At 64.8% G+C, this 17,255-nt stretch carries 14 protein-coding genes, 5 tRNA genes and 1 pseudogene; 14 read left to right on the top strand and 6 right to left on the bottom strand.

What is annotated here, in order from left to right:
- The first annotated feature begins 341 nt into the window (after nucleotides 1-341).
- From gltX to EPN59_RS00940, 7 genes are all read left to right on the top strand, one after another.
- Complete coding sequence (gene gltX, locus EPN59_RS00970; protein WP_293034727.1) at nucleotides 342-1,763, top strand: glutamate--tRNA ligase; 1,422 nt, start codon at nucleotides 342-344, stop codon at nucleotides 1,761-1,763.
- 237 nt (nucleotides 1,764-2,000) lie between these two features.
- Nucleotides 2,001-2,076: transfer RNA gene (locus EPN59_RS00965), tRNA-Ala, on the top strand.
- A 166-nt stretch (nucleotides 2,077-2,242) separates the two neighbouring features.
- A tRNA-Glu gene (locus tag EPN59_RS00960) sits at nucleotides 2,243-2,318 on the top strand.
- Between the two features lie 75 nt (nucleotides 2,319-2,393).
- A tRNA-Asp gene (locus EPN59_RS00955) sits at nucleotides 2,394-2,470 on the top strand.
- A gap of 70 nt (nucleotides 2,471-2,540) precedes the next feature.
- Nucleotides 2,541-2,616: transfer RNA gene (locus EPN59_RS00950), tRNA-Glu, on the top strand.
- A gap of 78 nt (nucleotides 2,617-2,694) precedes the next feature.
- Nucleotides 2,695-2,771: transfer RNA gene (locus tag EPN59_RS00945), tRNA-Asp, on the top strand.
- A gap of 183 nt (nucleotides 2,772-2,954) precedes the next feature.
- On the top strand, nucleotides 2,955-3,419 hold the full coding sequence (locus tag EPN59_RS00940; RefSeq protein WP_293041051.1) for a GNAT family N-acetyltransferase: 465 nt from the start codon (nucleotides 2,955-2,957) through the stop codon (nucleotides 3,417-3,419).
- 88 nt (nucleotides 3,420-3,507) lie between these two features.
- Here EPN59_RS00940 and EPN59_RS00935 read toward each other — a convergent pair whose 3' ends face one another.
- A complete protein-coding gene (locus tag EPN59_RS00935; protein WP_293045359.1) occupies nucleotides 3,508-4,488 on the bottom strand; it encodes a helix-turn-helix transcriptional regulator in 981 nt (326 codons plus the stop codon).
- Nucleotides 4,489-4,694: 206 nt separating this feature from the next.
- Here EPN59_RS00935 and rraA point away from each other — a divergent pair, with 206 nt between their 5' ends.
- On the top strand, nucleotides 4,695-5,195 hold the full coding sequence (gene rraA / locus EPN59_RS00930) for a ribonuclease E activity regulator RraA (protein WP_293041045.1): 501 nt from the start codon (nucleotides 4,695-4,697) through the stop codon (nucleotides 5,193-5,195).
- Nucleotides 5,196-5,353: 158 nt separating this feature from the next.
- Here the strand turns inward: rraA and aceB are convergent, their stop codons facing one another.
- Nucleotides 5,354-6,946 (bottom strand): malate synthase A, encoded by a 1,593-nt coding sequence (gene aceB, locus EPN59_RS00925; RefSeq protein ID WP_293041042.1) that lies wholly within the window; start codon nucleotides 6,944-6,946, stop codon nucleotides 5,354-5,356.
- 212 nt (nucleotides 6,947-7,158) lie between these two features.
- A pseudogene (locus EPN59_RS00920) lies at nucleotides 7,159-7,401 on the bottom strand (haloacid dehalogenase); the annotation flags it as partial.
- A 168-nt stretch (nucleotides 7,402-7,569) separates the two neighbouring features.
- Between EPN59_RS00920 and EPN59_RS00915 the strand changes: the two are divergent.
- Both EPN59_RS00915 and EPN59_RS00910 read left to right on the top strand, forming a co-directional pair.
- Nucleotides 7,570-8,481, top strand: a complete 912-nt coding sequence (locus EPN59_RS00915; protein ID WP_293041039.1) for a LysR family transcriptional regulator — start codon at nucleotides 7,570-7,572, stop codon at nucleotides 8,479-8,481.
- Between the two features lie 168 nt (nucleotides 8,482-8,649).
- Nucleotides 8,650-9,084 carry a universal stress protein gene (locus EPN59_RS00910; protein WP_293041036.1) on the top strand — a complete coding sequence of 145 codons (435 nt, stop codon included), beginning with the start codon at nucleotides 8,650-8,652 and terminating at the stop codon, nucleotides 9,082-9,084.
- A gap of 365 nt (nucleotides 9,085-9,449) precedes the next feature.
- Here EPN59_RS00910 and aceA read toward each other — a convergent pair whose 3' ends face one another.
- The 3 genes from aceA to EPN59_RS00895 form a co-directional block, all read right to left on the bottom strand.
- Nucleotides 9,450-10,757 (bottom strand): isocitrate lyase, encoded by a 1,308-nt coding sequence (gene aceA / locus EPN59_RS00905; protein WP_293041033.1) that lies wholly within the window; start codon nucleotides 10,755-10,757, stop codon nucleotides 9,450-9,452.
- A 406-nt stretch (nucleotides 10,758-11,163) separates the two neighbouring features.
- Complete coding sequence (locus EPN59_RS00900) at nucleotides 11,164-12,921, bottom strand: DEAD/DEAH box helicase (protein ID WP_293045357.1); 1,758 nt, start codon at nucleotides 12,919-12,921, stop codon at nucleotides 11,164-11,166.
- A 457-nt stretch (nucleotides 12,922-13,378) separates the two neighbouring features.
- Nucleotides 13,379-13,648: an acyl-CoA-binding protein gene (locus tag EPN59_RS00895; protein WP_293036725.1), complete on the bottom strand. Its 270-nt coding sequence runs from the start codon at nucleotides 13,646-13,648 to the stop codon at nucleotides 13,379-13,381.
- Between the two features lie 174 nt (nucleotides 13,649-13,822).
- Between EPN59_RS00895 and tsaB the strand changes: the two genes are divergently transcribed.
- From tsaB to EPN59_RS00875, 4 genes are read left to right on the top strand one after another with little or no spacing between them, the layout of a single operon-like run.
- Nucleotides 13,823-14,635, top strand: coding sequence for a tRNA (adenosine(37)-N6)-threonylcarbamoyltransferase complex dimerization subunit type 1 TsaB (tsaB, locus tag EPN59_RS00890; protein WP_293036723.1), 813 nt, complete (start codon nucleotides 13,823-13,825; stop codon nucleotides 14,633-14,635).
- Nucleotides 14,632-15,126: a ribosomal protein S18-alanine N-acetyltransferase gene (gene rimI, locus EPN59_RS00885; protein ID WP_293036721.1), complete on the top strand. Its 495-nt coding sequence runs from the start codon at nucleotides 14,632-14,634 to the stop codon at nucleotides 15,124-15,126. Before tsaB ends, rimI begins: the two co-directional genes overlap by 4 nt.
- Entirely contained in the window at nucleotides 15,113-16,159 is a 1,047-nt protein-coding gene (locus EPN59_RS00880) for a uracil-DNA glycosylase (RefSeq protein WP_293036719.1), read from the top strand. Before rimI ends, EPN59_RS00880 begins: the two co-directional genes overlap by 14 nt.
- A complete protein-coding gene (locus EPN59_RS00875; RefSeq protein ID WP_293045354.1) occupies nucleotides 16,156-17,253 on the top strand; it encodes a DUF1853 family protein in 1,098 nt (365 codons plus the stop codon). Before EPN59_RS00880 ends, EPN59_RS00875 begins: the two co-directional genes overlap by 4 nt.
- Nucleotides 17,254-17,255: the final 2 nt, after the last annotated feature.

Raw genomic sequence — 17,255 nt, 5'->3', positions numbered from 1 at the left:
GCGGCGCGCCGACATCATAAGGCATTGCCGCGCCGGTTTTCAAAATGCGCTTGTAACGCGTTGTGTCGGCATAGGTATGGGTTCACGGGGCGCTCCACGCATCGGCCCAGGATACGAGCACGGTGGCGATGTGCGGCAAAGCGGCCCGTGCCCCACGCGCCGGGCGTGTGCGCGCCCCGAGGCCGGGCCGAAGGCGCCTGCGGCGGGTATAATCCGGTCTCGAATTTTCCCGGTTCTTCGTTCGCACGCGTGTCGCGTTGGGTCGCGCCGCGCCGTTGGCGAACCCCGCCGACCGTCGCCGACCGCAGTCGCGCGGCCGTACCGTCTCCGAGTAATTGCACATGACCACGACTCCTGTCCGTACCCGCTTCGCGCCGAGCCCGACCGGCTTCATCCACCTCGGCAACATCCGCTCCGCGCTCTATCCGTGGGCGTTCGCGCGCCACAACAAGGGCGTATTCGTGCTGCGGATCGAGGACACCGACGTCGAGCGATCGACGTCCGAAGCGGTCGACGCGATCATCGAAGGCATGGCGTGGCTTGGCCTCGATATCGACGAAGGCCCGTTCTACCAGATGCAGCGCATGGACCGTTATCGCGAAGTGCTCGCGCAGATGGCCGAGCAGGGCCTCGTGTATCCGTGCTACATGTCGACGGAAGAACTGGACGCGCTGCGCGAGCGCCAGCGCGCTGCGGGCGAGAAGCCGCGCTACGACGGCACGTGGCGTCCCGAGCCGGGCAAGGTCCTGCCGGCGCCGCCGGAGGGCGTGAAGCCGGTGCTGCGCTTCCGTAACCCGCTGTCGGGCGTCGTTGCGTGGGACGATGCCGTGAAGGGCCGCGTCGAGATCTCGAACGAGGAGCTCGACGACCTCGTGATCGCGCGTCCGGACGGCACGCCGACGTACAACTTCTGCGTCGTGGTCGACGACCTCGACATGAAGATCACGCACGTGATCCGCGGCGACGACCATGTGAACAACACGCCGCGCCAGATCAACATCCTGCGTGCACTTGGCGCCGAGCCGCCGGTCTACGCGCACCTGCCGACCGTGCTCAACGAGCAGGGCGAGAAGATGAGCAAGCGCCACGGCGCGATGAGCGTGATGGGCTATCGCGATTCGGGCTATCTGCCGGAAGCGGTGCTGAACTATCTCGCGCGGCTTGGCTGGTCGCACGGCGACGCCGAAGTGTTTTCGCGCGACCAGTTTGTCGAGTGGTTCGATCTCGAGCACCTCGGCAAGTCGCCGGCGCAGTACGACCAGAACAAGCTCGACTGGCTCAACAACCACTACCTGAAGGAAGCCGATAGCGCGCGTGTCGCGCAACTCGCGAAGCCGTTCTTCGGGGCGCTCGGCATCGATGATGCGTCGCTCGCGCAGGGGCCGTCGCTCGAAGGCGCGATCACGCTTCTGAAGGACCGCGCGAACACGATCAAGGAGATCGCTGAGAGCGCACAGATGTTCTATCGCGAGCCGCAGCCCGAAGACGGGGCGCTCGCGCAGCACGTCACGGACGCCGTGCGTCCGGCGCTCGCCGACCTCGCTGGCGCGTTCAAGGCGGCTGAGTGGACGAAGGAGGGCATTTCGGCTGCGATGAAGGCGACGCTTGCCGCTCACAAGCTGAAGATGCCGCAACTGGCGATGCCGGTGCGCCTGTTCGTGGTGGGTACGACGCATACGCCCGGCATCGATGCGGTGCTCTCGCTCTTCACCCGTGATGTGGTGGTGAGTCGCATCGAGCGGGGTCTCGCGAAATCGGCTTGATCTTTTTTCAAGATTTTCGGCGCCGGCACTAGCGCTGGCGCAGGAGTTCTTGTAGTATTCACGCTCCGTTGAAAACGGAGCGTGAACATGCTCAATGAGCGGGTTGCAAAGTTCACGACGGAGTGGCTGGATCGGCGAAGTTTCAAGAACGGAAGTTTCAAGAACGTCGCCAGAAACGATCCAAAAGCTCTTTACAAAAGCGAAATTGCTCCTTATAATTTCGCTTCTGTTCTGCAAGGGGGTATAGCTCAGCTGGGAGAGCGCTTGCATGGCATGCAAGAGGTCAGCGGTTCGATCCCGCTTACCTCCACCAACAGAGCAGAGTAAGATTTTCTCCGCGAAAGCGGATGTGAAGAAAAAAATCTTCACATAATGCGGTAAAGAAGTTAAAATCTTGTTTTTCGCTGTTAAGCAGATTAAATAGCGGAATGCAGGAAAATAGCAGTAAAGTGCAGCAAGGCATTATCTGAAAAGATCATGTCCCCTTCGTCTAGAGGCCTAGGACATCACCCTTTCACGGTGAGTACAGGGGTTCGAATCCCCTAGGGGACGCCAGACATAAGCGTCGTCGATGAGATCGGTGAAGCAGCAGGTGGGAATCAGCCGACACCCATCTGTGTATGTCGAACTGGAGCGGTAGTTCAGTTGGTTAGAATACCGGCCTGTCACGCCGGGGGTCGCGGGTTCGAGTCCCGTCCGCTCCGCCAGATGAAGCCCGTTCAGGCTATAACTTGAGCGGGCTTTTTAGTTGAAGCAGTAAGGGCGTAAGCCCGTGTTGTCCCCTTCGTCTAGAGGCCTAGGACATCACCCTTTCACGGTGAGTACAGGGGTTCGAATCCCCTAGGGGACGCCAAAGACAACAGCGGCGCCATCGCAGGACGGCGACGCAGCCAGCGGGAATCAACCGACGCCCGCCGGTAGCAGCAGGACTGGAGCGGTAGTTCAGTTGGTTAGAATACCGGCCTGTCACGCCGGGGGTCGCGGGTTCGAGTCCCGTCCGCTCCGCCAGCCAGACGAACGAAGCCCACTGGGATTTTCCAGTGGGCTTTTTTCCTTTGGACTTCCGTTTCCCTGCGGTTTCCCTTTCGTCTGGCCATACGGACAATCTGTCATTGCCGGCGCGTGCGCGGTATCGTAGCGTAATCAAGATTTAACCCCGCGAGATTCAACCCCGCGCACCGCTTGCATCCCATGTTCGCACCGAACGACATCCCATCGCGTTTCCAGTTGCGCCAGGCCTCCATGGACGATTTCGAGTTCGCCGAGGCGCTCACGCGCAACAACATGGGGGGCTACTATCGGCGGCACCATCTCATCTGGCGCGGCGATCTGTTTCTTGCGAGCTACCGCGAGTCGGAGAACTTCATTCTCGAACTCGATGGCCAGGCGATCGGCGTGCTGCGCATCACCGAAGAGGGGGACTCGCTGCACATTCGCGACGTGCAGATCGCCGAGGGCTATCGCGGCCACGGCGCGGGCACTTTCCTGCTCGACATGTCGCATCGCTGGGCACGTGAGCGCGGGCTGCGCGAATTGCAGTTGCGCGTGTTCATCGATAACCCCGCTGCGCGGCTCTATCTGCGCATGGGTTATCGCGTGGCAGGACCCAGGCTCGCGAGGCTCGGCTCGATACGGCACATGACGCGGCCGGTCTGAGTGCGTCGCCATCCACACGGTTCGGTTGCGGCTTGCGACGCAGGATCGACGTTGCGTTCAGTCGTTGCGTCGATAAGTTGTGCGATGTCTATTCGTCCGTTTCGTCCGTTTCGTCCGTTTCGTCCGTTTCGTCTGTTTCGTCTGTTTTGTCTGTTTTGTCTGTTTTGTCGGACGCATCGCGAGCGGCGTCCCTCGCATCGCGCAGCACCGAGTCTTCCGTGCCTTCTTCCACACGATCGTCCGTGCCGCGCGCGATGAACGCACGCGGACTCTCCCCGAAAGCACGCCGGAACATCGCCGAAAACGCACTCTGGCTCTGGTAGCCGAGTTCCTGCGCGACGATCGCCATCGGCCGCCCCTGATTGAGCAGCGGAATCGCTCGCGCGAGAATGGCTTGCTGGCGCCACTGAGAAAAACTCACGCCGAGTTCCTGCCGGAACAGGCGCGCGATCGTGCGCGTGCTCGCACCGACCTGCGCGGCCCAATATTCGAGCGAACCCGGTCCGGCCGGATCGGCGAGCAGCGCCTCGCACAGCGAGCGCAGGCGCTTTTCCTCGGGCATCGGCACCGAGAGCGGCAACGGTGCGGAGCGCGTGATCTCGTCGAGCGCGAGCGCGCCGAGCAGCCGTTCACGCGCGGGTGCGATGCGGCGTTCATCGAATGCGGCGATCGTTTCGCGCAGGAGCCCCGAGACTTCCACCACGCGGCATGCGTCGAGCCCAGGCGGAATCACAGATTCGTCGACATAGAGCGTGCGCAGGAAAGCATCCTCGACGATCACCACTTCATGCGTCACGTAAGGCGGAACCCAGATTGCACGCGATGGCGGCACCATCCAGGTCGTGCCGGGCGTCATCATGCGCAGCACGCCGCGCGATGCATACGCGAGCTGCGCCCAGGCGTGCGTGTGCTGCGAGATCCGCACGCCGGTTCCCATCGGACGCGAGCGCACACGCACGGGATGTGCGGGCGTGGGCTCGAACTCCGGAGGAATATCGGCGAATTCCGCGCGCGGGTCGGCGTGCGGAGTGGCGTGCGGGTTGGCGTGCAGCGGCGGTTGCAAGGGCATGGTGGAAGGGACGCGCGCGCAGATGCGCGCCAGGTGGACGGCTCGCGCTCATTTTAGGTGCAATCCGGCTGCAGGCGCACGGGTGCATGGGCTGCGATGACATGCGATGGCTGTTCGGCAGAGGCGTCCGAACTGCCATATGGGCAGGCATAATACGGACGATTCACCCTATCCCAATGTATCGAACGTATCCGAATGGAGACACCATGAATATCGCCACCGCCGATCTCTGCGACGCACACGAAGACCGGCTCGCAGCCGGTACGCTGCACGTACTCGATCCCGTCTTTCGCCGGTTTGGCCGCTTGCCGTCCTTCAGCGGCCCGGCGCTCACGCTGAAGGTCTTCGAAGACAACTCGCTCGTGCGTGCAACGCTTGAGACGCCGGGCGAGGGCCGCGTGCTCGTCATCGATGGCGGCGGCAGCCTGCGTTGCGCGCTGGTTGGCGGCAAGCTCGGCGAACTGGTGCAGAACAACGGCTGGGCGGGTATCGTGGTCAACGGCTGCGTGCGCGATACGCTCGAACTGAATGCGCTCGATGTGGGCATTGTCGCGCTCGCGACGCATCCGCAGCGCAGTTTCCGGCGCGGCGTTGGCGAACGTGAAGTGACGGTGCGCATGCCGGGCGCGGCTGTGCGCACGGGCGACTGGATTTATGCCGATATCGACGGCGTGCTCGTCTCGCACGAGCGGCTCGATGCGGCTTGAGGGGCGACCGGTGGGCCAACCTGAAGGCCGACCGGTAGGCCAACCCGTAGACCGACCTGAGCGCCAGATGCGCTAACGCACCGAAAAATACGAAGGCCCGGCGAAAATCCGCCGGGCCTTTTTTTCTGCCGTGATCGCGCGTGGCGATCAGCCGGTCATCAGATTTCTTCGTAGAGCGGCAGCGTCAGGAATTCGACGAAATTCTCCGATGTCGACATCTGCTCGAAGATCTGCGCCGCGCGCTCGTACGGCTTCGTGTCGCCGCCCACCACGGCCTTCACTTTGTCCAGCTCCTGCGGGATCAGGTTGCGCACGAGTTCGGCGGTGACCTTGCGGCCGTCTTCGAGCTTGCCCTTCGGCGAGCGGATCCATTGCCACACCTGCGAGCGCGAGATTTCGGCGGTCGCGGCATCTTCCATGAGGTTGTGGATCGGCACGCAGCCATTGCCCGCGAGCCACGAACCGAGGTAGTGGATGCCGACGTTGATGTTGCCGCGCAGGCCCGCTTCGGTGATCGGCGCTTCCGGGCGGAAGTCGAGCAGATCCTTGCCCGCGATGCTCACATCGGCGCGCTGCTTTGCGATCTGGTTCGGCTTGTCGCCGAGCACCTTCACGAACTCTTCCATCGCGATCGGCACGAGGCCCGGGTGGGCGACCCAGCCGCCGTCGTAGCCGTCGGTGGCATCGCGCGCCTTGTCCGAGCGCACGCCGGCCATCGCCTTGTCGTTCGCAGCCGCGTCGTTCTTGATCGGAATCAGCGCGCTCATGCCGCCGATCGCCGGTGCGTTGCGGCGGTGGCAGGTCTTGAGCAGTTCGAGTGCGTAGGCGCGCATGAACGGCACCGTCATCGTGATCTGGGCGCGGTCCGCGAGGCAGAAGTCCTTGTCGTTCTTGAACTTCTTGATCGCCGAGAAGATGTAGTCCCAGCGGCCCGCATTCAGGCCGGAGCTATGCTCGCGCAGCTCATACAGGATTTCGTCCATCTCGAACGCCGCGAGAATCGTCTCGACGAGCACCGTCGCGCGAATCGTGCCGCGCGCAATGCCCACGGCTTCCTGCGCGGCGACGAAGATGTCGTTCCACAGGCGCGCTTCGAGGTGGCTTTCCATCTTCGGCAGATAGAAATACGGGCCGCTGCCGCGCGCGATCAGTTCCTGTGCGTTGTGGAACAGATAGAGCGCGAAGTCGAAAATGCCGCCCGACACGCGCTGCCCGTCGACCGTGACGTGCTTCTCGTCGAGGTGCCAGCCGCGCGGGCGCACGATCAGCGTCGCGACCTTGTCGTTGAGCTTGTACGACTTGCCGTTCTGCTCCAGCGAAATCGTGCGGCGCACCGCGTCCTTGAGGTTGATCTGGCCGGTGATCTGGTTGTCCCAGTTCGGCGCGTTCGAATCCTCGAAGTCGGTCATGTAGGCATCGGCGCCCGAGTTCAGCGCGTTGATGATCATCTTGCGCTCGACCGGGCCCGTGATTTCCACGCGGCGGCATTCCAGATCCTTCGGCAGCGCCGCGACCTTCCAGTCGGCTTCGCGGATGGCCTTCGTTTGCGCGAGGAAATCGGGGCGTTCGCCCGCGTCGAGACGCTTCGTACGCTCGGCGCGCGCCTTCAGCAGTTCCTGCCTGCGCGGCTCGAATGCGCGGTGCAGCTTCGCGACGAGTTCGAGCGCCGCGGGCGTGAGGATCGTTTCGAAGCCGGGCTTGATGTCAGCCGAAATCTGCATGCCTTGCGGCAGTTGCAACGTGTTAGCCATATTTACTCCTTGGTCGGTCGGTTTATGAATGCTTGGGTTTGTGTGCGTCGCCCGGTGGGGCAGGATCGTCATGCGCCCGCTCGGGGGCGCGCCGGGGTCCGTTCGGGCAGCGCTGCGGTGTCGAGAAAGTCGGCGAGTTCGGCCACGCCGCTTCCGGTGTCGTGCGAGGCGACGCCGAGTTCTTCGACGGGCAGTCGCTGGCGGCTGATCCGGAACGGGCGATAGCGTGCGCCAGCCGGATCGGACAGCGTGTTCAACTGCGTGTATTCGATTTGCTTGAGACGCCAGAGCTGTGAGAGCGCATCGCCGTGGCCGGGGAACACCTGCTCGGTGGCGGCGACGACCGAATGCACGTCGAACAGCGTGCCGCAGGCGTCGCAAATCACGGCTGTCGGGAATCGGGTCGCGCTTCGTGCGACGCTTTTTGCAGCACTTTTTTCCGTTGTGGCGGGCATCGTCGGATCCTCCATCTTCAGGGGGCGTTCTGAATTGTATGGATGCGCTCTATCACTGAAAAAGGGCGCGCCGATCACTTGATCTTTTACTTTTGCCCACCTAATCTGGCCATTCGCACGGCCTTTACCACCCGATTCATTCACATATTCACGTCTCATTACCCGCCGATGGACCGCTTCAAGCAGATCGAAACTTTCGCCGCCGTCGCGGCCAAGGGCAGCCTCTCCGCCGCCGCGCAAGCCGAAGGGGTCGCGCCCGCCATCATCGGACGCCGTATCGATGCGCTCGAAGAGCGGCTCGGCGTCAAGCTGCTCGTACGCACGACGCGCCGCATCACGCTGACGTTCGAAGGCTCCGCGTTCCTCGAGGACTGCCAGCGCATCATCAACGACATGCAGAACGCCGAAGCGAGCGTTTCGGCGGGGCGCGTGAAGGCGAGCGGGCACGTGCGCGTGTCGGCGCCGGCGGGCTTCGGACGGCGTCACGTCGCGCCGCTCGTACCGGCCTTCACGAGCGCGCATCCCGACGTCTCGATCACGCTCGATCTCTCCGATCGCCTGGTCGATCTCGTCAACGAGGGTTTCGATTGCGCCGTGCGCCTCGGCGAGCTGCCGGACTCGTCGCTCGTTTCGCTCAAGCTCGGCGAGAACCGCCGCGTGTGCGTCGCTTCGCCGGATTACCTCGCGCGCCGCGGCGCGCCCGAAACGCTCGCCGATCTCACGCGCCACAACTGTCTCGCGCTCGGTGCGAGCGGCGCGAACCAGCAGCGCGGCTGGACTTTTCAGCAAGAGGGGAAGGTGGTGTCGATGCGCGTGACGGGCACGATGGAATGCACGGACGGTGCAGTGCTGCACGAATGGTGTCTCGACGGCCACGGACTGGCGTGGCGCTCGTGGTGGGAAGTCGGTGAGGACATCGCAGCGGGGCGGCTCGTTGCCGTGCTCGATGGGTTTGCCGCGCCGCCCGTCGGCATCCATGCGGTGTTTCCGCAGCGGCGGCATTTGCCCTTGCGTGTGCGCCTCTTTCTCGATCTTCTCAAGCATACGTACGGTCATCCGCGGTACTGGGGCGGGGAGTGACGGCTTCGTTCGAGCGCCCGCATGCGCGTTTCCGATATGCGTGGAGACCCGCATGTGCGCCTTGCGCCCGTTTTTAGCGCACTACAATCGATCTGACGGGATCCGGATGCCGAACACCCGGAATGCCCGGATCGCCGCGACTGGCCGTTGCGCACAACGGAGGGCGCCATGTTCAAGCACATTCTCGTTCCTACCGACGGTTCGGATCTGTCGAAGAAGGCGGTCGACGGCGCGATCGACCTGGCGCGCACCGTTGGGGCACGAGTCACGGCCTACGCGTGTCTGCCGCAATATCCGTATGCACCGTACGCGGACGTCGTGATCGAGCAACCCGGCGATTTCCAGACCCGCGCCGAGCGGGAGGCGCGCGCGCATCTGCAGGAAATCGAGAACACGGCGCGTAGCGCGGGTGTCGTCTGCGAAAGCCGTACGAGCGTTCATCCGTCGCCGTATCTCGGCATCATCGAAGCGGCCGAAGCGGGCGGCTGCGACGTGATCTTCATGGCGTCGCACGGACGCCGGGGACTCGGCAGCCTGTTGATCGGCAGCGAGACGCAGCGCGTGCTCACGCATACAAAAATTCCGGTGATCGTTTACCGCTGAGAACGCAAAACACGCGACAGACCCAGCTTGCGGCGCGTCACAACCGCCGCAGTCGCCACAGCCGGCGCATGGGCACGTAACCTACAGCCGATGCCCATGCGCCTTCCGTGGTGCTGCCCTTGTCGGGCTTTATTTGCTGGCGAGACCGGGTGCCGCGTGCCCGGCAGGTTGCCGGGCCGTGCGGCGGGCCGGATCGTGTCCGGCCGCGCATGGCCTCGTTCTGCCTCCTGATTGGCTCGCCCTGTCGTGGAAGCCTTGTGTTGCAATAAGCGGCACGCCGGATTGCTGTCGCAGCCGGCGAGCCCCGCCAGGGTCACGCGTACCGGCTGCGGCACCGCCCGGCGGTGCCTTTGCTGCGGGTGGTCTTACGCCACCTTCTTGTCGAAGAATTGCTCGTCTTCCGTCGAACCGTGCAGGGCGGTCGTCGACGCTTCGCGCTCGACCGTCTGCGTCACGGCGTCGAAGTAGCCCGTGCCGACTTCGCGCTGGTGCTTCACGGCGGTGAAGCCCTTTTCGGCGGCGGCGAACTCGGCCTGCTGGAGTTCGACGAACGCGCTCATGTTCTGGCGCGCATAGCCGTGTGCGAGGTTGAACATCGAGTAGTTGAGCGAGTGGAAGCCCGCGAGCGTGATGAACTGGAACTTGTAGCCCATCGCGCCGAGTTCGCGCTGGAACTTCGCGATCGTTGCGTCGTCGAGGTTCTTCTTCCAGTTGAACGACGGCGAGCAGTTGTACGCCAGCAGCTTGCCGGGGAACTGCTTGTGGATCGCTTCCGCGAATTTCTTGGCGAACTCGAGGTCCGGCTTGCCGGTTTCGCACCAGATCATGTCAGCGTACGGCGCGTAGGCGAGACCGCGCGCGATCGACTGTTCGAGGCCGTTGCGCGTGCGGAAGAAGCCTTCCACCGTGCGCTCGCCCGTGAGGAACGGCTTGTCGTTGTCGTCGATGTCGGAGGTGACGAGGTCGGCGGCTTCCGCGTCGGTGCGGGCGAGCAGCACGGTCGGCACGCCGCAGACGTCGGCAGCGAGACGCGCGGCGGTCAGCTTGGCGACGGCTTCGCGCGACGGCACGAGCACCTTGCCGCCCATGTGGCCGCACTTCTTCACCGAAGCGAGCTGGTCTTCGAAGTGCACGCCTGCGGCGCCCGCGTCGATCATGGCCTTCATCAGTTCGAATGCGTTCAGCACGCCGCCGAAGCCGGCTTCAGCGTCCGCGACGATCGGCTGGAAGAAGTCGACGTAACCTTCGTCGCCCGGGTTCTTGCCTTCGGACCACTGGATCTGGTCGGCGCGCGTGAGCGTGTTGTTGATGCGCTTCACGACTTGCGGCACCGAGTTGGCGGGGTAGAGCGACTGGTCCGGGTACATTTCGCCGGCGAGATTGGCGTCGCCCGCGACCTGCCAGCCCGACAGATAGATCGCCTTGAGACCGGCCTTCACCTGCTGCATGGCCTGGTTGCCGGTCAGCGCGCCGAGCGAGTTGATGAACGGCTCGTTGTTCACGCCGTTCCACAGCTTTTGTGCGCCTTGCTTCGCGAGCGTGTGCTCAGGCTGGACCGAGCCGCGCAGACGCACCACGTCGTCGGCGGTGTAGTTGCGCTTGATGCCTTTCCAGCGCGGATCGGTATCCCATTCCTGTTGGAGTTGCTTCGCTTGTTCCTGACGGGTCGACATGATGTGCTCCTTCGTTTGCCTGATAAGTAAGACCGGATGAAATCGGTGACTTCGCAAAATGAGGTACTTCTCTTACGCTTCCGTGCGTTTTGTTTCGTGAAGTCTTATATAAGAGTCTAGGCAAATCGATATGGGGACGACAGATCTCTATGCGGGTTTTTTGATGTTTTTTAGTTCAATAAAATCAATTGGTTATTTGATTCGTTTCGTAATGAGGGATGCAATTTCCCATCTTGCAATGAGTTGCTTTGTGCCACGCAGCACAATTTTTTACGAAGCAAAAAATTTTTTCATATCGTGAAACCTTGACGGAGGCAAAAAAAGACCGGTGACGAGGCACCGGTCTTCGATGTGCAGCTTCGGGAGCAGGCCGGAAATCCTGCCTTGCTCCCGCAAGAAACAGCGCTTAGCTGTCGCGACGCGCGCCGCGCGGGCCGTCGTTGCGGCGGGCGCTGTAGCCCTCGCGCGAGCGGCCGTAGCCTTCGCCGCGCGGCTGGCCGTAGCCGCGGCTGTTGCCGTTGCCGCCTTCGCCGCGCGAAGCGCCGTAGCCTTCGCGGGACCCGCCGTTGCCACCGTTGCCGCCGTCACGCTGGCCGTAACCGCCGTCGCGCGACTGGCCGCTATAGCCGCCACGCGAGCCTTCGGACTTGCCTTGCCAGCCGCCGCCGTTGCTGCCGTTGCCGCTACGGTTGCCATAGCCGCCCGGCTTGCCGCTGCCGAAGCGCCGGCCGCCGTTGCCATTGCCGCCAGGACGGCCGCGGCCGCCGAAGCCGCGATTCGCGGGCGGTGCCTTGCGCGGCTCGAAACCTTCGACCACGTTGACCGGCAGCGTCGAACGCACGAAGCGCTCGATGCGCTTGAGCGCGCCTTGCTCGGCGTGATGCACGAGGCTCACCGCGACGCCCGAGCGGCCCGCGCGACCCGTACGGCCGATACGGTGCACGTAGTCTTCGGCGAACTTCGGCAGGTCGTAGTTGAAGACGTGCGTGATGCCCGGAATGTCGATGCCGCGCGCCGCGACGTCGGTCGCGACGAGCACGCGCACGCGGCGCTCGCGCAGCGAGCGGATCGTGCGGTTGCGCGCGCCTTGCGGCAGGTCGCCGTGCAGTGCGGCGGATTCGAAACCGGCGTCGGCGAGACGGCCGGCCAGCTGGTCCGCATCCATCTTGGTCGCCGTGAACACGATGGCCTGGTCGAGGCTCTCGTCGCGCAACAGGTGGTCGAGCAGACGATCCTTGTGGTCGCGGTCGTCGACGTAATGCACGGTTTGCGCGATGTTCGAATTCGCCTCGATCTTGTGCGTGATTTCGATGCGCTCCGGATCCTTCAGCAGGCGGCCGGTGAGCGAGCCGATCTTGCCGTCGAGCGTGGCCGAGAACAGCATGGTCTGACGCGACTCGGGCGTGGCGGCGACGATCGTCTCGATGTCTTCGATGAAGCCCATGTCGAGCATGCGGTCCGCTTCGTCGAGGACGAGCATCTTGAGTTCCGACAGGTCGATGCGGCCGCGCTCGAGGTGGTCGAGCAGACGGCCCGGCGTCGCGACGAGAATCTCGGGGTTCTTGGCGAGCAGCATCAACTGCTGGCCGTAGGCCACGCCGCCGAGGATGCTGACCGTGCGCAGGCGGCGCAGATGCTTGCCGTAGGTCGACGCAGCGGTGGTCACCTGCATGGCGAGTTCGCGCGTCGGCGTGAGGACGAGGAGACCCGGGCGCGCGACCGGCTGCGGACGGCGCTGGCGGCGATCGCCTTGCTCGCCCTGCGGACGCGGCTCGCGCGGCTGTGCGGCCTGCGCCTTCTGGATCTGCGCGAAGCGCTCGATCGCGGGCAGCATGAAGGCCGCGGTCTTGCCCGAACCGGTCGGGCTCGAGACCATCAGGTCGCGCCCGGCGATGGCAGCAGGAATGGCGCGCTGCTGCACGGGGGTCGGCGACTTGTAGCCCGCTGCGGTCAGCGCCGAGACGATCTCAGGCGACAGGCCGAGCGACACGAAGGTCGGACCTTCGGGCACTTCGGGCGTATCGGTGGCTTGCGGGGCAGCTTGTGCCGCGGTTTGCGCAGCAGCTTGTGCCGCGACTTGCGTAGATGCGTCGGCAGCGTCACCGAGACCGAGGGCTTTGCCGGCGATCGCGTCGAGGGGGCTTGGGGTAATGCTCGAAGTCATGAAAATCCTTGGGAATACAGGAAATAGAACGTCGGCGCCAATCGGCATACCCAAGTCGTCGGATTTTGCGAACAAATCGAAAAACGGGGGCAATCCACCCCATATGGTGGATTTTCGTTAGAAGCTGTTTCGGATGCGGCGCACCGATATTGGCTTGCCGCCAGCCTGATACATGACGGCCCGAAGGGCCAAGGCAGGAGGGGACAGGTTCTAAACTGGATTGGAGCTTAACGCTGCGAGGCGCCTTGCTGGCCCGCCCAGCTCTGGCTGGGTGGCCGGAACCCGGCGCGCCGCGAATTATATCCGGATTTGTTGCGCTGCGCCAGAGCGAGTTGCCAGCGAGGGAATGCGGCGCGCTGCGGACGGCGGCTGGCGTATCTGCCAGCCGCTCCAGCCGCAATCCATGGCCACCGCGATGGCCACGGCGATGCCCACGGTGCAGCGCCTGCCCGGGTGCCTAGCTTGCGTCGCCGCGCTTGAGCGATTCGACCAGCTCGACGTATTGCTGCTTCGCTGCGTCCTGGGCCGTGCCCTTGAGGGCGGCCCAGGCTTCGTACTTGTACTTGCCGACGATGTCGGTGAAACCCGGCTTGTCGCCGTGGACGTCGCCTTTGGTAGCCTGCTTGTAGAGCGCATAGAGGCGCAACAGCGTCAGGTTGCCCGGCCGTTCGGGCAACTGCTGCACTTCTTCATGGGCTTTCTCGAACAGCGCATTTACGTCACTCATCGTCTTTCCTCTACGGGTTTAATCAGAAGCCGCGCAGACATAGCGCGGAAACAGGCGCCGATGGTAGCAGCGCGTTCCACATCTGTCTGGAGCGATTCCTCCAGAATCGGGCCGGCGACGCACGCACCACGTCCCGCATGGGAGAGCGCGGGGCGTCGCATTACAATGGCGGTCATGAACGACACCGTGCTGCTTGCCCTCGATACGTCGACCGAATTCTGCTCGGTCGCCCTTCTTCGCGCCACCGCCGCCTCCGGCGGTGCGTCCGTCACCGAACCGTACGCCGAAGTGGCCGTGTGGGTGCGCCACGAGGCCACCGGCGCCGTGTCCAGCACGCGCCTGCTACCGGCCATCGGCGAGCTGCTCGCCGAAGCCGGGCTGACGCTCGCGGACTGCGACGCGATTGCCTTCGGCGCCGGGCCGGGCTCGTTCACCGGGCTGCGCACCGCAACGGGCGTCGCCCAGGGACTCGCATTCGGGCTCGATATTCCGGTCGTGCCGGTCGGCACGCTGCTCGTTTGCGCCGAAAGCGCGCGGCTGCGCGATGCCGCTGCGACGCACGTGCTGGCCGCGCTCGACGCCCGTATGGACGAAGCCTATTGGGCCGAGTTCGAGTGGGACGCGGCGGCGCGCGACTGGCGCACGGTGCATCCCGCGTCGCTCGACGCGCCGGAGCGCATCGTCGCGCCCGAGGCTCCCTTCACGCTGGCGGGCAACGCCGCTGCGGCGTTCGGCACGCGGCTCGCGGCCTCTCATGCGGCTCGTGTGATCGACGCCGAGGCGTTGCCGCACGCGTTGCCGCTCGCGCATGCCGCGTTGCGCGCGTTCCGCGCGGGCCACACGCTGCGCGCCGACCAGGCCGCGCCCGAATACGTGCGCAACAAGGTCGCCCAGACCACGGCCGAGCGGCTGGCCGCGAAGGCCGGGCGCGCCGCCCCGGGTGTCCAGGATGTGCCGCCGGCGTCCGCCACAGAGGACGGGCGATGAGCGGCGTGTTGATGACCGACCGCTATCTGTCGCAGATGACCGAGAGCGACCTCGACGAGGTCGCCGCCATCGAGCGGGTCGCATACGAGTTTCCGTGGTCGCGCGGCAACTTCGAAGATTCGCTGCGCAACGGCTATTTCGGCATCTGCATGCGCCACATGACAGGCACGCTACTCGGCTACTGCGTGCTGATGCCGGTGGTCGACGAGATGCATCTGCTGAACCTGTGCGTCGCGCCCGCGGCGCAGGGCGCGGGCGCCGGGCTCGCGCTGTTGCGCGAGGCGGTGCGGATTGCGGGAGCGCAGCGGCTCGAAGGGCTGCTGCTGGAAGTGCGGCCATCGAATCATCGCGCGATCCGGCTGTACGAGCAGTTCGGCTTCGTCACGATCGGCCGGCGCAAGAACTACTATCCGGCCCGGCATCACAGCCGCGAGGATGCGATCGTGATGCGTTTTTCTTTTGCAGGGGAGGGCGCGGATGGCGCTCAATGAGTTCGCGCTGGACGAACTGGGCCTCTCGCCGCGCTGGGTGAGCAAAGGCACGCAGGCGTCGCGTGTTGCCGCAACGGCAGCGGTTGAGGCGGCCATTGCAGGCGAGCTGGCCGCGCCGGTTGCTCCCGGTGCGGGAGATGCCGCTGTGGCTGATGCTGTCGCCGCGCCTGCCGCGCAGGCTGACGCGCGACGGCAATCAGTGCAGGCAGCACGACCAGCACGTTTGGGCGATCTTCCGGCGCGCGCCGCGCGCGCGGATGCTGTCGAAACGATCGACGATGCAGCGTCTGTCGCGCCGTCGGCCGAAGCGGCCACCCGTGCAACGGCCGTCCCGGTCGCGTCCGACGAACCGCCGCCACTGACCGAAGAAGATTTCGCCTGGTTTGACGCCGTGCCCGCGCTGCCCGGCGCGCATGGCGACGAACCTCGTTCGCAATCCGCAGCACCCCGAAACGATGTCGCATCGCTCGACTGGGATGCGCTCGCCGAACGCGTCGAAGCCTGCACGCGCTGCCGTCTGTGCGAGAAGCGCACGAAGACGGTGTTCGGCGTAGGCGACCGCGAGGCCGACTGGATGCTGATCGGCGAAGCGCCCGGCGAGAACGAGGACCGTCAGGGCGAACCGTTTGTCGGTCAGGCTGGCAAGCTGCTCGACAACATGCTGCGCGCACTGTCGCTCGCCCGCGGCGAGAACGTCTATATCGCCAACGTCATCAAGTGCCGCCCGCCCGGCAACCGCAATCCCGAGCCCGATGAAGTCGCGCGCTGCGAACCCTATCTGCAGCGCCAGGTCGCGCTCGTCAAGCCGAAGATCATCGTCGCCCTGGGCCGTTTTGCCGCGCAGAGCCTGCTCAAGAGCGAGGCCAGCATCGCGTCGCTGCGCGGCCGCGTGCACGAATACGAGGGCGTGCCTGTGATCGTCACCTATCACCCCGCTTACCTGCTGCGCAGCCTGCACGACAAGTCGAAGGCGTGGGCGGATCTCTGCCTCGCGCGCGATATCTGGCGTAAGGCGGACGGCGGCGAAAAATGACCGCCGCCCAGCCCTCGGACACATCCGGCGTCGATGTCGCCGGGCGTCTCGACGGGCTGACCGATCCTGCAGTGCGCGATCTCGCGTGGTTGCTCTTCAGCGCGGATCTGTTGAGCGCACAACCACCCCGGTCGCCGCTCGCCGAGCCGTGGAGCCATCCCGCCGAGGCGCATGCCGCCGCGCAATGGCTCATTCAACTCGATCGCGATCCGGCGCCGCTGCATGCGGTGCTCGACGGCAGCCGGCCGAAGCGGCTTGGCCGCTACGCCGAGATCCTGCTTGGCTGGTTCCTTGAATACGGCCCCGCAGCGCGGCTCGTGGCGGCCAACGTGCCGTTGCGGCGCGCGGGCCACACGCTCGGCGAATGCGACTTTCTTGTAGAAACGCGCGATGGCCAGCGTCTGCACTGGGAACTGGCGGTGAAGTGCTACCTGCATTGCGGGGATGCGCAGGCAACGCTCGCGGACTTCGTCGGGCCTGGTCTGCGCGACCGTCTGGATCGCAAACGCACCCATCTGATCGATCATCAGCTTCGGCTCAGCGAGCGGGAGGAATTCGTGTCGCTCGGATTTCCTGGGCCGTGGATCGCGCAGATGTTCGTGAAAGGCTGGCTGTTCTATCAAGCGGGGGCAAGTGCGCCAGCCGCCGTGAACGATCCGCCCGCGCTCGCGCGAGGCCACGCACGCGGCTGGTGGGTCACACGCACGGAGTGGCCCGCTTTCGCAGCACGGCAGGCTGCCGACGGCTGGAGCGCATTGCCGCGCATGGCGTGGCTCGCGCCGCGCCGTATCGCAGATGGCAAGCGCGAATCGTCGGGGATGGCGGCGACAGCGCGCATGCAGACTGAGCTATCGCTGCGCGCCGGGAGAAGCGGGGAAGGGTCGGTTGATTTGCCGGGTGCCTTCGCCGATCAAATGTCGGTTGCGGCCCCAGGCGATCCTGAAACCTTGCTTGCGGATCTGCCGCGCCCCGACGAACCGGCGATGGTGGCCGCCTTCGTCGCCGACGCGGCAAACCGCTACATCGAGCAGTCGCGCGGCTTCATCGTCCCCGACGACTGGCCCGCGCAAGCCAGGGCGTTTGCGCGCGAATAAGG

This window comes from Paraburkholderia sp. (assembly GCF_004298475.1).
GTDB classification, from domain to species: domain Bacteria; phylum Pseudomonadota; class Gammaproteobacteria; order Burkholderiales; family Burkholderiaceae; genus Paraburkholderia; species Paraburkholderia denitrificans.
The sequence above is the reverse complement of the archived record's forward strand: the minus strand, read 5'-3'. Positions and strand labels throughout refer to the sequence as shown.

Bases quoted from the DNA above. Each gene is read 5' to 3' on its own strand.
- EPN59_RS00935 (WP_293045359.1), bottom strand. From the start codon at position 4,488: ATGCCCTTGCAACCGCCGCTGCACGCCAACCCGCACGCCACTCCGCAC.
- aceA (WP_293041033.1), bottom strand. From the start codon at position 10,757: ATGTCGACCCGTCAGGAACAAGCGAAGCAACTCCAACAGGAATGGGAT.
- EPN59_RS00875 (WP_293045354.1), top strand. From the start codon at position 16,156: ATGACCGCCGCCCAGCCCTCGGACACATCCGGCGTCGATGTCGCCGGG.
- EPN59_RS00895 (WP_293036725.1), bottom strand. From the start codon at position 13,648: ATGAGTGACGTAAATGCGCTGTTCGAGAAAGCCCATGAAGAAGTGCAG.
- aceB (WP_293041042.1), bottom strand. From the start codon at position 6,946: ATGGCTAACACGTTGCAACTGCCGCAAGGCATGCAGATTTCGGCTGAC.
- EPN59_RS00880 (WP_293036719.1), top strand. From the start codon at position 15,113: ATGGCGCTCAATGAGTTCGCGCTGGACGAACTGGGCCTCTCGCCGCGC.
- rraA (WP_293041045.1), top strand. From the start codon at position 4,695: ATGAATATCGCCACCGCCGATCTCTGCGACGCACACGAAGACCGGCTC.
- EPN59_RS00915 (WP_293041039.1), top strand. From the start codon at position 7,570: ATGGACCGCTTCAAGCAGATCGAAACTTTCGCCGCCGTCGCGGCCAAG.
- EPN59_RS00910 (WP_293041036.1), top strand. From the start codon at position 8,650: ATGTTCAAGCACATTCTCGTTCCTACCGACGGTTCGGATCTGTCGAAG.
- tsaB (WP_293036723.1), top strand. From the start codon at position 13,823: ATGAACGACACCGTGCTGCTTGCCCTCGATACGTCGACCGAATTCTGC.
- EPN59_RS00900 (WP_293045357.1), bottom strand. From the start codon at position 12,921: ATGACTTCGAGCATTACCCCAAGCCCCCTCGACGCGATCGCCGGCAAA.
- EPN59_RS00940 (WP_293041051.1), top strand. From the start codon at position 2,955: ATGTTCGCACCGAACGACATCCCATCGCGTTTCCAGTTGCGCCAGGCC.
- rimI (WP_293036721.1), top strand. From the start codon at position 14,632: ATGAGCGGCGTGTTGATGACCGACCGCTATCTGTCGCAGATGACCGAG.
- gltX (WP_293034727.1), top strand. From the start codon at position 342: ATGACCACGACTCCTGTCCGTACCCGCTTCGCGCCGAGCCCGACCGGC.